This is a genomic window from Mucilaginibacter sp. (genome assembly GCF_039921305.1).
In the GTDB taxonomy this organism is placed as follows: Bacteria; Bacteroidota; Bacteroidia; order Sphingobacteriales; family Sphingobacteriaceae; genus Mucilaginibacter.
Genome location: NZ_JBDSCA010000040.1, coordinates 20,051 through 33,966, shown reverse-complemented (window position 1 = coordinate 33,966; position 13,916 = coordinate 20,051). Strand labels below are relative to the sequence as shown.

The 13,916-nt window shown below is 42.5% G+C and carries 18 protein-coding genes; 9 read left to right on the top strand and 9 right to left on the bottom strand.

Going from position 1 to position 13,916, the window contains the following annotated elements; genetic code table 11:
- The 3 genes from ABIN91_RS11455 to ABIN91_RS11445 form a co-directional block, all read right to left on the bottom strand.
- Positions 1–684, bottom strand: a complete 684-nt coding sequence (locus ABIN91_RS11455; protein ID WP_348051240.1) for an ATP-binding cassette domain-containing protein — start codon at positions 682–684, stop codon at positions 1–3.
- Positions 685–687: 3 nt separating this feature from the next.
- Positions 688–891, bottom strand: coding sequence for a fructose-6-phosphate aldolase (locus ABIN91_RS11450; protein ID WP_348051239.1), 204 nt, complete (start codon positions 889–891; stop codon positions 688–690).
- 242 nt (positions 892–1,133) lie between these two features.
- Complete coding sequence (locus ABIN91_RS11445; RefSeq protein WP_348051238.1) at positions 1,134–2,219, bottom strand: acyl-CoA reductase; 1,086 nt, start codon at positions 2,217–2,219, stop codon at positions 1,134–1,136.
- 107 nt (positions 2,220–2,326) lie between these two features.
- Here ABIN91_RS11445 and ABIN91_RS11440 point away from each other — a divergent pair, with 107 nt between their 5' ends.
- The 5 genes from ABIN91_RS11440 (at position 2,327) to ABIN91_RS11420 (ending at position 5,339) form a co-directional block, all read left to right on the top strand.
- A complete protein-coding gene (locus ABIN91_RS11440) occupies positions 2,327–2,680 on the top strand; it encodes a 4Fe-4S dicluster domain-containing protein (RefSeq protein WP_348051237.1) in 354 nt (117 codons plus the stop codon).
- 61 nt (positions 2,681–2,741) lie between these two features.
- Positions 2,742–3,500, top strand: coding sequence for a C40 family peptidase (locus tag ABIN91_RS11435; RefSeq protein ID WP_348051236.1), 759 nt, complete (start codon positions 2,742–2,744; stop codon positions 3,498–3,500).
- A gap of 112 nt (positions 3,501–3,612) precedes the next feature.
- A complete protein-coding gene (locus ABIN91_RS11430; RefSeq protein WP_348051235.1) occupies positions 3,613–4,173 on the top strand; it encodes a hypothetical protein in 561 nt (186 codons plus the stop codon).
- Positions 4,174–4,237: 64 nt separating this feature from the next.
- On the top strand, positions 4,238–4,672 hold the full coding sequence (locus tag ABIN91_RS11425; RefSeq protein ID WP_348051234.1) for a nuclear transport factor 2 family protein: 435 nt from the start codon (positions 4,238–4,240) through the stop codon (positions 4,670–4,672).
- A 136-nt stretch (positions 4,673–4,808) separates the two neighbouring features.
- A complete protein-coding gene (locus tag ABIN91_RS11420; protein ID WP_348051233.1) occupies positions 4,809–5,339 on the top strand; it encodes a hypothetical protein in 531 nt (176 codons plus the stop codon).
- Positions 5,340–5,371: 32 nt separating this feature from the next.
- Here the strand turns inward: ABIN91_RS11420 and purE are convergent, their stop codons facing one another.
- Genes purE through ABIN91_RS11405 form a run of 3 tightly spaced genes read right to left on the bottom strand, consistent with a single transcriptional unit; the run spans position 5,372 to position 7,772 of the window.
- Positions 5,372–5,884, bottom strand: a complete 513-nt coding sequence (gene purE / locus ABIN91_RS11415; RefSeq protein WP_348051232.1) for a 5-(carboxyamino)imidazole ribonucleotide mutase — start codon at positions 5,882–5,884, stop codon at positions 5,372–5,374.
- Entirely contained in the window at positions 5,881–6,612 is a 732-nt protein-coding gene (locus tag ABIN91_RS11410) for a hypothetical protein (RefSeq protein WP_348051231.1), read from the bottom strand. Before ABIN91_RS11410 ends, purE begins: the two co-directional genes overlap by 4 nt.
- Before the next feature lie 20 nt (positions 6,613–6,632).
- The gene (locus ABIN91_RS11405) at positions 6,633–7,772 is read right to left on the bottom strand and encodes a 5-(carboxyamino)imidazole ribonucleotide synthase (RefSeq protein WP_348051230.1); all 1,140 of its coding nucleotides are present in this window, start codon (positions 7,770–7,772) and stop codon (positions 6,633–6,635) included.
- Between the two features lie 584 nt (positions 7,773–8,356).
- Here ABIN91_RS11405 and ABIN91_RS11400 point away from each other — a divergent pair.
- Positions 8,357–9,820 (top strand): NADP-dependent isocitrate dehydrogenase, encoded by a 1,464-nt coding sequence (locus ABIN91_RS11400; protein WP_348051229.1) that lies wholly within the window; start codon positions 8,357–8,359, stop codon positions 9,818–9,820.
- 255 nt (positions 9,821–10,075) lie between these two features.
- Positions 10,076–10,654: a fasciclin domain-containing protein gene (locus ABIN91_RS11395; protein ID WP_348051228.1), complete on the top strand. Its 579-nt coding sequence runs from the start codon at positions 10,076–10,078 to the stop codon at positions 10,652–10,654.
- A gap of 338 nt (positions 10,655–10,992) precedes the next feature.
- Here the strand turns inward: ABIN91_RS11395 and ABIN91_RS11390 are convergent, their stop codons facing one another.
- The 3 genes from ABIN91_RS11390 to ABIN91_RS11380 form a co-directional block, all read right to left on the bottom strand.
- Positions 10,993–11,226, bottom strand: coding sequence for a hypothetical protein (locus tag ABIN91_RS11390; protein ID WP_348051227.1), 234 nt, complete (start codon positions 11,224–11,226; stop codon positions 10,993–10,995).
- Positions 11,227–11,294: 68 nt separating this feature from the next.
- Complete coding sequence (locus ABIN91_RS11385; protein ID WP_348051226.1) at positions 11,295–11,783, bottom strand: NADH-quinone oxidoreductase subunit B family protein; 489 nt, start codon at positions 11,781–11,783, stop codon at positions 11,295–11,297.
- Positions 11,776–12,411, bottom strand: a complete 636-nt coding sequence (locus tag ABIN91_RS11380; protein ID WP_348051225.1) for an NADH-quinone oxidoreductase subunit A — start codon at positions 12,409–12,411, stop codon at positions 11,776–11,778. The genes ABIN91_RS11385 and ABIN91_RS11380 overlap by 8 nt, the downstream gene beginning before the upstream one ends.
- On the opposite strand from ABIN91_RS11380, the gene ABIN91_RS11375 reads away from it, so the two are divergent.
- Positions 12,410–13,624, top strand: a complete 1,215-nt coding sequence (locus ABIN91_RS11375) for an NAD(P)/FAD-dependent oxidoreductase (RefSeq protein ID WP_348051224.1) — start codon at positions 12,410–12,412, stop codon at positions 13,622–13,624. The two genes, ABIN91_RS11380 and ABIN91_RS11375, sit on opposite strands and share 2 nt — an antisense overlap.
- Before the next feature lie 11 nt (positions 13,625–13,635).
- On the top strand, positions 13,636–13,914 hold the full coding sequence (locus ABIN91_RS11370) for a SelT/SelW/SelH family protein (protein WP_348051223.1): 279 nt from the start codon (positions 13,636–13,638) through the stop codon (positions 13,912–13,914).
- Positions 13,915–13,916 lie beyond the last annotated feature (2 nt).

Genomic DNA, 13,916 nt, shown 5'->3' with positions numbered 1-13,916 from the left:
TTACGCTATCTGCGCATCCTCCAACACCTTACCATTCTCGCACTTAATAATGCGCGAGGGGAACTGGCGGATGATGTGATAATCGTGTGTGGCAACCAAAACTGCGGTGCCGTTATTGGCTATATCTTTTAATAGCATAATGAGGTCCTCAGAGGTATCGGGGTCCAGATTACCTGTTGGTTCGTCGGCCAAAATAATTTCCGGATCATTGATCAGAGCACGGGCAACCACTACACGTTGCTGCTCACCGCCAGATAGTTCGTGCGGCATTTTATTTACTTTGGAGCGCAGGCCAACTTTTTCTAACACATCGCGGGTGCGTTCCTCAATTAATTTTTTGTCTTTCCAGCCGGTAGCTTTCATTACAAATTGCAGGTTTTGGGCAACGGTACGATCGGTTAACAACTGAAAATCCTGAAAAACAATGCCCAGTTTACGGCGTAAAAACGGAATTTCTTTGTCAGGAAGTTTGGTTAGGTCATACCCGCAGGCATGCGCGTCGCCGGTTTTGATCAGCAAGTCGCCATAAATAACTTTCAATAAACTACTTTTACCCGAGCCTGTTTGGCCTATCAGCCAAACAAAATCACCCTTGTCGATATGCAAATCAACATCCGACAATACCAGGTGCTTTTGTTGAAAAATATCAACACCGCTGAGTTTTATAATTGAGTTACCTATCATGAGTTATATCTCCAATTTTAATATCTGCCCAAAAGGCAAATCTTTTACAATATTCATTATGTATTCGGCCTTATCGGCTAAACCTATCTTATCCAGCGATTTGTCCGGCCTATCCACCCTGAAGTAAGCCAACAGGGTAAATTTTTCATCGCGCAGCTGCACATAATCGGGTATTTTGGCAACGCCTTTAACTTTGATAACGTACATTTTTTTTTAGCTGGAAGCTAGAAGCATAAAGCTTAAAGCTATGTTGTTTTCAAAGGTAATAATAGATAGGCAATTTTGTATGCGGAATTTTATTTAGTGAGGTTGTGAAACTATACTAATTAAAGTTTAGGCGTTGCCTTCGGCCTATGCTTTACGCTCATATTGCACAGGCATTAGCCACGGGCCGGTATCCGCTCCAATCCTTAACGCAAAAGTCCACCTACTAAATCAGCGAAATCATACTAATCAATCAAATCAGTGGTCAAAAATCTCATCGTATCCACACCATCGGCATAATCCCATAAAGCAGGCTGCTGGCTTTGGCCGAAACCAACCACCTGGTTAGTTACTTTTAGAGGCTCGGCAGTTACAATGCATTGGATAGCATCGGATAATTCCGTTAACCGGATTTCTGCCGCGGCTATATCATCGTAATACTCAAAATACAATACCGCCAGGGGGGAGGCCAAACGTGTATCTTCCTTCACCAATAAAAAGCCGTTATCCAGGTGCTTATCGCCATTAACTAAGTAAATCGACTTGTTATAATCGTAATTGTTATTGTATTTATGATGATTGATGATAGGCTGATGCGGCTCAATAGCTTCAAAAAATGGTGTGAAGTTATAGTGTTTAGGTACCAACAGTTTAGATACATTGCGGCAGCCTAAACCGAAAAAATCAAAAATATCATGCCCCAGCAAATACAGTTGTTCGGTGTTTTCGTCTCCTGTTAAAAGGGCAACGCTGTTCCGGTTTTTACGGATGATGTTGGGCACCTTGCCAAAATAATAATCAAAATAGCGCGATGTATTGTTGCTACCCGTAGCAATAACGGCATCAAAGCCCGCAAGGCGTTCTACAAATTCAAATTTACCGGCAAAGTCGGGTGCTATCTCAACCAACTGGCTCAACACATATTTGAGCAGGCGGGCATCGTTTGATGATGCCTTGATCATGGCGTAATTGCCCGATGCCAGCACGCAAAGTGTATCGTGGAAACCAACCAAAGGGATATTTCCGGCCAGTATTAAACCGATTTTTTTGATGGAAGAGGTGAGAGGTAAGATGGAAGATGTGTTTTTATGTTCACTTACATCTTCCATCTTACCTGATCCATTTTCCATAGAAAACCATTTTTCCAGGCCTTCTTTATTCAGCATGCCACCAATGGCTTTCACCGCGTTTTCAACGCTGTGTGGGGTGAACCAGGCGTTGTAATGGTGCTCATCTGCAATTAGTTGTTGTAATTGTTGGTTAGGAGTGGCCAAACGTTGGCCTAATTGCGAAAAGGTATCTATCAAAAATTTTGTTGTTGCTTGTGACATATTAATGGCATTGAGTAAAACTCCAAAACGGAATTTTTGTTATATTTGCAGTAATTAAGCCGCAGGGCAAAGGTAATTTTTTAGAATATATATTTTTTTATAAAACAATGGCAATTAAAATCACTGACGAATGCATCAATTGCGGAGCTTGTGAGCCGGAATGCCCTAACAATGCTATTTATGATGCGGGTGCCGCATGGCGATTTTCGGATGGTACTGGTTTAAAAGGCGTTATAGACTTTGGCGACGGAAATACACTTGATGCCGGCGAAACACAAGCCGCATTAAACGATGAGGTTTATTATATAGTACCTGATAAATGTACCGAATGTGTGGGTTTCCACGATGAGCCACAGTGTGCCGCCGTTTGCCCGGTTGACTGCTGTGTGGATGACGAGGATATCCGCGAAAGTAAAGAAGAACTGCTGGCCAAAAAAGAATGGCTGCACATGGAAGGATAATATTTTTTAACCTAATATATTAAAGGAGCGCATTTTGTGTTCCTTTTTTTATTTTTGACAAATGGAATACGGTATTTGTAATGTGGCTATAGCACCCCTGCGTGCAGATTGGGCCCATAGGAGCGAGATGATTTCGCAGGTTTTATTTGGCGAAACCTTCGAAATACTGGAATATAGCGAAGATTGGGTGCGCATTATGACCACCTTTGATGGTTATGAAGGCTGGATAAGCAAAATACAATATGTAAACCTATCAACCGAAGATGGTTTGCAACTCATATCCGCGAAAGCTACCACAACCCGCGCTGTTGTTACCAATGCGCTTAAAGAGAACGATAACTCCACCCTACTTTTGCCATTTGGCGCAACGCTGCCGTTTTATAATGGTGCCGACTGTAAAATTGGCGATGTGAACTACAAGATCCCCTCAGTTGGCGATCTGAACGATTTTACCGAAACAGCTTATTCTTTTTTAAATACCCCTTACTTATGGGGTGGTCGCACTCATTTTGGTGTTGATTGTTCAGGCTATGCCCAGGCTGTTTTGCGTACTCAAGGCATTACACTGAAGCGTGATGCTCATTTGCAAGCCAGCCAAGGTAGTGTGGTTGATTTTTTACAAAGCGCTCAATTAGGCGATCTGGCATTTTTTGATAACCCCGAAGGCCGCATAACCCACGTGGGTATCATGCTGGATAATCAAAGCATCATCCACGCATCGGGAAGAGTTAAAATTGACAGGATTGACGATCAGGGTATATTTGCCGCCGATCAGAAAAAGTATACGCATAAGCTGAGGATAATTAAACGGTTTTTGTAAAGCGCGATAGAATATAATTCAACTTCTCCACGCGTCATTGCGAGCCTGCCTGTCGGCAGACAGGGAACGAAGCAATCCCGAACTGTACAGAGCGATATGCTAATTATGCAAGATGAGATATTTCGTAATAGTCATACTTTTATTCATTACATCAACCGCCTTCGCCCAGCGTAGCAACTGCGATAGCATAGTTTGGAGCAGTTTCCACAAACTAACCTGGGCCGATTATAAAGCCCGGCCGGTGGCGGCCAGCCGCATAGCATCGTTAACCCATTTTAGTTTTGTACATAGCTGGCATGTTGATGATAATGTGCTGATAGCGCAGGTGATCTGTATTTTTAATCCCTGCCAATCGTGGACGAAAAATAACCAATCGGCCGAATTACTGGAGCACGAACAGGCTCATTTTGATATTGCTGAATATTTTAGGCGTGTTTACAACAAACGCATATCGCACGAGCGATACACACCCACAACTTTACCGTTGATAACCCTTAAAACTTACGTTGATATACAACTGGAATGCGCCCGCATGGAAGATGCTTATGATGAGGAAACCAACCACGGGCTTAATCAAAGCAGCCAGCGTGAATGGATAACGAGAGTAGGGAAGCTGCTGGCTTCGGTAGAAGAATATGATAAGGTTGAGATGCGTGTAAACCTGAACCGTTAGATTTACTTTCACCATAAACTACTCACTATTCAACCATTCAACTTTTTTACCTAAGTTTGATATTATGAAGAAGATATTGCTAATACTAACTATGATTACCGGCGTGGCTATGGGGGCCAATGCCCAAACCAAGGATGAAACCAACGTAGCCGCGGCGGTAGAAAAAATGCGCCTCGCGATGATAAGCGGCCAAAAAGCCGATCTGGATGCTGTTGCCTGTGATGACCTGACTTATGGACACTCCAGCGGAAAACTGCAAACCAAAGCCGAGTTTATGGATTCGTTCATCACCAAAGCTTCGGTATTTGTGACCATAACGCTAACAGATCAAACCATTAAAGTAACAGGCAATACAGCTATAGTGCGCCACAAATTAGCCGCAACCACTGCCGATGGCGGCAAACCCGGCACCGTTAGCCTGGGCATTATGCTGGTATTTGTAAAACATCATGGTGAGTGGAAGTTGCTGGGCAGGCAGGCTTATAAGTTGCCGGTATAATCCACATCATATCTCAAACTGTGTCATTGCGAGCGCTAGCGCGGCAACCGCACGGAAGTCGAGCGGCTATACAGGGCGAAGATGCTTCCGTGCGATTGCTTCGTACCTCGCAATGACACAGTTTTTAATTTATAAAATGAAAACCCTCCTCACCCTCCTTTTCGCATTCATCACCACATTAAGCATCGCGCAAAGCAAAACTTTTAAGGCAACGCCAGCCCAAACCACCGCGCTAAAAGTGCAAGCCGAAGCCTGTGCTGATGCCATGATGAAACAGAATTACAAGCAAATGGCCTACTATACTTATCCGCCAATTGTTAAAATGATGGGTGGTGCAGAGCAAATGGAAAAGCAGATCACCAAAACAATGGGCCAGATGCAGGCTAACGGCGTCACTTTTAAATCGGTAACTATTGGGGAAATAAAAGAGGTCACCCAGTCAAAAGGTGATCTGTATAGTATCGTTCAGGATATTCTGCAACTATCTATGAACGGGACTGTGATAACAAGAAGTTCATATTTGCTGGCTTACTCGCACGATAACGGCAAGCGCTGGTACTTTGTGGATACAGCGCCCATGAAAAATCAGAACATGAAAAAAATGTTCCCAACTTATCCCCCGGGTTTTGTTATCCCGCAGGCAGGGAATCCGGTGATGGGTAATTAACCTTTGATGACAGGTTGGGCGAAAGCAGGATTTTAAAACCCGGTGAACAAGCCATCACGCTTCATTTCCTCAGCCGATTTTTCAACTGCATCCTTTAAAGCGTTTTTATAATCAATTAGTCTTTGTACCAGGGCATCATCGGCGGTTGATAGTATTTGCGCAGCAAGTAGACCCGCGTTTTTAGCCGCGTTTAAAGCCACAGTAGCAACCGGAATACCGTTAGGCATTTGCAGGATAGACAAAACAGAATCCCAGCCATCAATAGAATTGCTGGATTTTATAGGCACCCCAATAACCGGTAAATGCGTTAACGAAGCTACCATACCCGGTAAGTGGGCCGCGCCACCGGCACCGGCTATAATTACCTTTAAACCACGTTCTGCCGCGCCACGGGCGTAGCTAAACATCCTATCGGGCGTGCGGTGGGCCGATACCACGGTGATCTCGAAATCAACACCTAACTCTTTTAAAACGTTGGCGGCATCCTGCATAACCGGTAAATCCGATTTGCTGCCCATGATGATCCCTATTTTGGTATAGCTCATTTTTTCTTTTTGTTATTTGATGATGTTTTTCTGATCAGTACGATTATTCCCACAATAAAAGCTCCTAATATCAGGGCTCCAAGTAGCATCCCAACAGAATACCCTACACGACTGGCGGTAGCTTTGGACGCTGTTTGCTGTGCAGGTGTTTTATCAATAATATTGGTATCCGCTTTAACAGCGGCAGTATATGGTGCGGGGGGGGCTTCTTCTGTTGAGGTAGCTATGGTATTAAAAAACACCTCTTTATCAGCAGTATTGGCTTCCAGTTTATCTTTAAACGTCCAGAAAGAAAAGCTCAGTAATGTTTTATTCAAGTAAACACTCTGCTGAAACCGCGTATCCGCGAAACCGGTTTTACTATCAATGGTATAACCAAAATCAACTCCTTTGGCACCGTTAATGGTGATATCTTTTTGGTAAGATAATTTGCCGTTCAGCTTTTTTATAGTGCTTTTAATCAAATCATTATAAAAGCGTTTCAGGCTATCATTTGATGATCGATCGGCCATCTTACCCATATCCTTAACCGAGGCGATGTAATAGGCGCCCTTTTGATTAGCTGAGTAAACTACAGTGATGGAATCTGCCCGGGTTTTAAGTGGCTTTAACGGGAAGGTAACCGAATATGAATTGTTCAGATTTACCCTAACCTGCCCCAAAGCAAGCTGGCTAAACCCTAAAAGAATGGCGATCAATAAATTCCTGAAAAGTCTTGATTCCTGCATCTTGTCTCCTGATTCTTACTCTAAGCTATTACCTTCAAAATTTCCTGTACAAATTTGGCTTTCTCAATGGCCTTTTCCCTGTCGGCATCCACAATGGTAACGTGCCCCATTTTGCGGAAAGGTTTGGTTAAAGCCTTGCCATATAAATGAACATACACGCCAGAGCATTTTAAAACCTCCTCCATGCCTTTATAAATGGCAGGGCCTTCGTAACCTTGCTCGCCTAAAAGGTTAATCATAATGGCGTTATTAATACAAGCGGTATCGCCCATGGGCTGATTAAATATCGCACGTAAGTGTTGCTCAAATTGCGATACCACGTTACCCTCAATACTTTGATGGCCGCTGTTATGCGGACGTGGCGCAACCTCGTTAACCAATATCTTACCATCTTTGGTTAAAAACATTTCGACGGCAAGTAAACCAACTATTTTTAAGCTTTCCGCGATGTTCCTGGCTATCAGTTCGGCTTCCTGTTGTATTTGGGCAGATAGGGTAGAAGGCGATATTAAAAACTCCACCAAATTAGCCTGTGGGTTAAACTCCATTTCCACAACGGGAAAGGTGCTTACGTCGCCCCGCTCGTTACGGGCAACTATAACGGCTATTTCTTTTTCAAAATCTATCAGCTCTTCAATAATGCTTGGTTCGCTAAAGGCGTTATCTAACGATGCTTCGTTGTTTACTTTATAAACACCTTTACCATCGTACCCATCTTTGCGCAGCTTTTGAATATAAGGATACCCAAACGGATTATCCTTCAATTGCTCTTGCGATGTGATCACCATAAAAGGTGCTGTAGGGATATTGTTTTCCTTAAAAAACTGCTTTTGCAAACCTTTATCCTGTATCAAACGGATAATGCGGGGTTGCGGATATACAACAACGCCTTCCTTTTCCAACTGTTCCAGGGCATCAACATTAACCTTTTCTATCTCGATAGTAAGCAGGTCAACCTTTTTACCAAAGTTGTAAACGGTTTCGTAATCACCCAACGAGCCAACGGTAAACTCGTCGCAAAGTTTGCGGCAGGGAGCCTCACGGTCGGGATCCAACACCTTTATGTTTACATTGTAATTAATGGCTTGTTGTATCAGCATGCGGCCAAGCTGCCCGCCGCCTAATATGCCTAATCTCAAATCTCCGTAAAATGCTTTCATTTATTGGTACAAGTTTAGGGCAAATCTTTTAAAGGATAAAGTATTATGTTATTGTATGATGATTTTTAATCATTTTGATATAAAAAACAGTATAGGGTATCATGTAGTTTAATATGATCAATATGACCAACCAGTCTTCCGCATACTCATACTCAATTGTTATGCATAGGATAAGAAAATAAATCAATGGAATAATTAAACCGATATAGAAACAAATAAATCTTAGAACCGGCCGTTCCCGGATATATTGTTTGGAAACAAATAAAGCAGGAAGAGACAAAACGGACAGCACAAAATTTGACATTACTGCAAATTCCATCAGACCGTACAAGTCCGAATCGAAATCTAAAAAATCGTGGAAATAATGGTTTACAGCGAAAGCAACCACAGCTGTCAATGATGATATTATAAAATTGAAGATGAGGTTTTTAAAAAGCAGCTTAAGCATGGCAATTAAAAGTACTAAATTACGGGGATGTATGGGCACGTTCCCATTAATTATTACACAATCAGTAAGCAAATAGTCGTCAAATTGACCTGCAAACACTATATTTGCAATGTTTTTACATATAAGCACATTTTCAATGAAGACAAAAATAGCAGTAGCCAAAGGGGATGGAATTGGTCCGGAAATAATGGACGCCGTATTAAGGATATTTGATGCCAATGATGTGCAGCTGGAATATGAATTTGTTGAAATGGGTAAATCATATTTTGATGCCGGCCACTCCACCGGGATGACCGCCGCCGCTAAAGAGGCCATCGAAAAATACGGTATCCTGTTTAAAGGCCCAATGGAAACCCCAAAAGGTAAGGGCGTAAAAAGTATTAACGTAACCGCCCGTAAAGTTTGGAACACATATGCCAACCAACGCGATTTTAGAACGCTGAATGGTGTTGATACTGTTTTCTCTAAAGCAGGTATCCCGATCAATCTAACTATCGTTCGCGAAAATATTGAAGATACTTACGGAGGCATTGAACACTTATTAACCTATGATGTTGCCGTTGGCCGCCGTATTATTACCCGTCCGGGATCTGAGCAGGTTATCCGTTACGCTTTCGAAATGGTTCGCCGTAAGGGCTACAAAAAACTGGCTTGTGGCCATAAGGCCAATATTATGAAACTAACCGATGGGCTATTCCTTGAGGTTTTTCAGCAGGTAGCCAAAGAGTATCCGGATATTGAAGCATCGGATATTATTGTGGATGATTTGTGTATGAAACTGGTATCAAAACCACAATCATTCGAAGCCATTGTTTTAACCAACCTGCAAGGCGATATCGTATCCGACCTTTGCGCTGGTTTGGTAGGCGGTTTAGGTTTTGCACCATCGGCCAATATTGGCGATAACATTTCCATTTTTGAAGCGGTACACGGCACCGCGCCTGATATTGCAGGCCGTGGAATTGCTAACCCTACAGCTCTGTTACTTTCTGGAATTGGTATGCTGCGCTTTTTGGGCCATTCTGCCAATGCGGCCAGTATTGAAAACGCGTTGCTTTATACTTTAGAACAAGGCGCCCACACTGGCGATTTTGGTGCTAATTCGGCATCACCAGCCTTAGGTACTACCGCTTTCGCGGATGCCATTATAGCCAACATAGGCAAAAAACCTGCGGATGGCGGCGTATTTGCCAGCGACGATTTTACAACTGATCATCATCGTACCCCTATCAAAAATAAGTTAACCCTTACCGGTGCCCATGTTGTTGAAGAAATGATTGGTGTGGATGTTTTTGTAGAATCAAACGTACAGCCGGATGAATTAGCCGCTGTTGCCAAAAAGAGCCTGCGCTTTAACGATAACTTTGAACTGGTAATGATATCAAACCGGGGTACACAGGTTTGGCCAACAGGTTCTATTTATACCGAATTGGTAAACGAATACCGCATCCGTTTTGAAAAGAAACCGGGTACAGATATCAAACAAAAAGAGATCCTACACATAGCAGCCGACTTATCCGAAGCAGTAAAAGTTTGCTCTGTCGAGTTTTTAATGAATTTTGATGGTAAGATAGGTTATACCCTGGCACAAGGTCAATAAGCCGAACCATAAGGATTGAAAGCCCGGATGTGAATAACATCCGGGTTTTTGCATTTTATATTAATTATTGTTGCTGAAAATGAGTTTTTTTCTTTTTGACAGTCAGTGCCTTAAGGAGTAAATGACATCTGTTGGCAACAAAAGGCCTCAGATGGCGTTTTTAAACAGATAATCGCTATAAGGACAATTAAAACAGAAGCATATACGGATAGAAGCACTACATATTAATCAATTTGTGAACTAAATAATTTATTTATGAAAAAGTCCATTTTAGTAGTAGCTGCAACTTTATCAGTAAGCATGTTTATCAACAAATCCTTCGCTCAAACGCAGGATACAATCAAAAAAACTTCCAGTACCACAACAACTACAACAACAGCCGTACAGGCCACAGGGGATGTGGTTAGTACCTTATCAAGCAATGCCGATTATTCCAGCGCGGCAACAGCTGCAAAGGCGGCTAATTTAGATGCCAAATTATCGCCAACCGGCACTTATACCATTTTTGCACCCAATAATGCTGCGTTCAGCAAAATACCGCAAGATAAGCTTGATGGTTTATTGAAAGATACCACCAAATTGGCTACCGTGTTAAAGGCTCACGTGGTGAGTGGTAAATATGGTAAAGCCGAAATTGTAAAAGCCTTAACAGCAGGGAAGGGTAAAGCAACACTCAATACGGTTGACGGCCAAACACTGCAACTTTCAATCAGCCCTAACAAAACAGTTCAATTAACCGATCCATCCGGCGATGTTGCCGAGATCACGTTGTTCGACCTGGTTGGAACAAATGGTGTGGTAAATGGTATCAATAATGTATTGATGCCTAAGTAATAAAACTAATTAATAAAAAGCCCGAATACTTAAATGTATCCGGGCTTTTTATTAATTGAATTTTTTTGTAGGGCTTTGGCGAACATGAAAAAAATTCAACACGATGATAGTTTCACTTTTTAACCTGTATATAACCCTTGTTTGTTTTGCGAATTGAAAACCTCTGATGTTTTTAGCCGGCACCTCCATGGAGCCAATCAGAGGGAAGTTTGCTAACAGATCTAAAAATTTCATCGTCTTTAGATCAAACTCATCCGAAGCTTTCTCACCAAACTCTTTTGTGATATATATTTTAATTGATTTGTAATTCAGTTCGGCCCTCTTTGTAACTACAATATTCATTTATCCTTTTTGAACAGGGCAGAAACTTCAATCAAATTGTTTTCATCTTCAGATTCTTCATAAGATAATAGAACCTCATCTTTTTCCTCCTGAGATAAACTGGCCCAAATTTTTCCGGTTTGTTCGTTATCTTTTAGCTTTAGCAAGTCATAAACAGTATTTAATAGCTGTTCATCGTCAATTTGAGATATCTGGTCAATTACCAAATTTCTAAGCTGTTCTGTACTCATCACTAATCTTTTTTACTAAATTAACGAATTTCTTTGTGGAAAGTGTTGCATAAAATAATAAAAGATGCTTACACTTTATCGCGCATCAAATGCTCACCTTCAATTTTCTTTTGTAATTCCAATATACCGCCAATTAGTGATTCTGGTCTTGGTGGGCAGCCTTGTACGTAAACATCTACAGGTATAATCCGGTCTACTCCTTTTACTACGTGATAGCCATGCTGCCAGTAGGGGCCGCCGCAGTTTGAGCACGATCCCATCGAGATCACATATTTAGGTTCGGGCATTTGCTCGTACAGGCGTTTAATACGCTCGGCCATTTTAAAGGTAACCGTGCCGGCTATGATGATCACATCCGCCTGGCGGGCCGATGGGCGTGGGAAAACGCCAAACCTATCCAGATCATAAGTAGAAGCCATACTGCCCATCATTTCGATAGCGCAGCAGGCAATGCCAAAACTTAATGGCCATAAGGATGATAAGCGCGACCAGTTCATCAGATCGTCCAATTTGGTAACTATAATGCCACCGCCTTCGTTGTTCATATCGCTACTCATTACTTTCCGGCTTTTTAAATGATGGTTTGAACATGGGTTTACGTATGGTAGTTGCAGTAGCAGTCGCAGTTTCCTGTGAAGCCGTGATAGGCTGCGAGGTAACAGTTTCCTTTACAGGGATGGTTTCCATACTAAAGGCTTTAACCTTGTATGCGGCTTGTTCAATATTCAGTTTCGCGTATAACGACGCGGGTATTTTGCTATCTACACTTGGTTTTAATGGGTTGGCCTTTATCCAGTCCAGGTCGCCCTTTACCCAAACGTATACTAAGCCTAAAATCAATATGCCCATAAATACAAACATCTCAATCAGGCTAAACCAGCCCCAGCTTGGGTTTGCTGCAATTATTTCGTGACTGCCAAATACGGTTGCCCAGGGGAAAATGAATACCATCTCTACATCAAACAGCAAAAATATCAATGCGATAACATAGAATTTAGGGTTGAATTGGATCCACGAGTTGCCTTCGGGTTCTTCGCCGCATTCGTACGATGTGAGCTTTTCGGCAGTGGGATTATGGGGTGCTAAAAGCCTGTTTATAAAAAGAGTTCCCCCAACCAGTATAAAACCGATGATTAAAAAGATGAATATCTTTCCAAATTCTGATATTTGCGATACTTCGCCCATGACTGCAAATTTAATAAAACAAACTCATTTCGATGCCATAATTATTGGGGCAGGTGCCTGCGGACTAATGTGTGCCGTTCAGGCCGGATTTTTAGGCAAACGCACCCTGATCCTGGAGAAAACCGAAAAGCCCGGAGCCAAAATATTGATCAGCGGCGGCGGCCGTTGCAACTATACCAATATGTACGCTACCGATATGCAGTTCATCTCCAATAATCCACATTTCTGCAAATCATCATTCTCGCAATGGAGTGTGGAAGATACTATCGTTTTTTTTGAGACGTATGGAATCACAGGCAAAGAAAAAACGCTTGGTCAGCTCTTCCCCGAAACGGATAACGCTAAAGATATTGTAAACGTGTTCACCAGCCTTTGCCGCGATATGGAGCAGGAAATATGGTGCAACAGTGATGTAAAAAGCATTGATAAAAACGATGATGGCTACATGATAACCTTTGAGCGCAATGGGAGAGAAGAGCAACTGCAAACACCAAAAGTGGTGATCGCATCGGGCGGGTTACCCATCGCTAAAATGGGCGCTACCGATTTTGGCTTGCGTACCGCCCGTAAATTAGGCTTGCAGGTTACTGAAACAGCCCCGGCATTAGTACCGTTAACTATTACCGGAAAGGATCAGGAATGGTATGAGCATTTATCCGGAAACACCGTATTTTGCCGGGTATCTAATGATCGGATCAGCTTTGAAGAGAATATACTGTTTACCCATTGGGGATTGAGCGGACCGGCTATTCTGCAAATATCATCCTATTGGCGGCCGGGCGAAAGCATTGAGTTGGATATGCTTCCGCATGATAATATCATTGCTATTATTGATGCCGAACGCGTGCAAAATGGTAAACGCCCTCTAGGTGGTTTACTATCAAGCCTGTACACCCGCAAATTTGCCGAAGCTTTAGCCAAATATTTGCCGATTGAAAAGAACATGGCATCGCTAACCAAACAGGATATGGAAGCCATTAACAACCTCATCCACCATTTTAAAGTGAAGCCTGCAGGTGATAAGGGGTATGATAAAGCCGAGGTTATGCGCGGCGGTGTATCAACAGACGAACTATCATCTAAAACACTGGAAGCAAAAAAAGTGCCCGGCATGTATTTTGGAGGCGAATGTGTTGACGTTACCGGATGGCTTGGCGGTTACAATTTTCAATGGGCCTGGGCAAGCGGTTTTGTTATCGCGCAAGGCATCTAACAACTTAAACTATGAAACCAACTATCAATATAGAATATTGCCCCAAATGCGGCTGGATGTTAAGGGCGGCTTATATGGCGCAAGAGTTACTGACTACTTTTACCGATGATGTACACGGCGTGCTTTTGCAGCCCAGCGAGGTTAGCGGTACATATATTATCCGTGTAAACGATACGCCAATATTTGACAGGAGGGAGGCCGGGCATTTCCCCGAGATAAAAGAGTTAAAGCAATTGGTGCGTGATGTGGTTGCCCCCGATAAAAGTTTGGGCCACTCTGATAAAAAGTGATT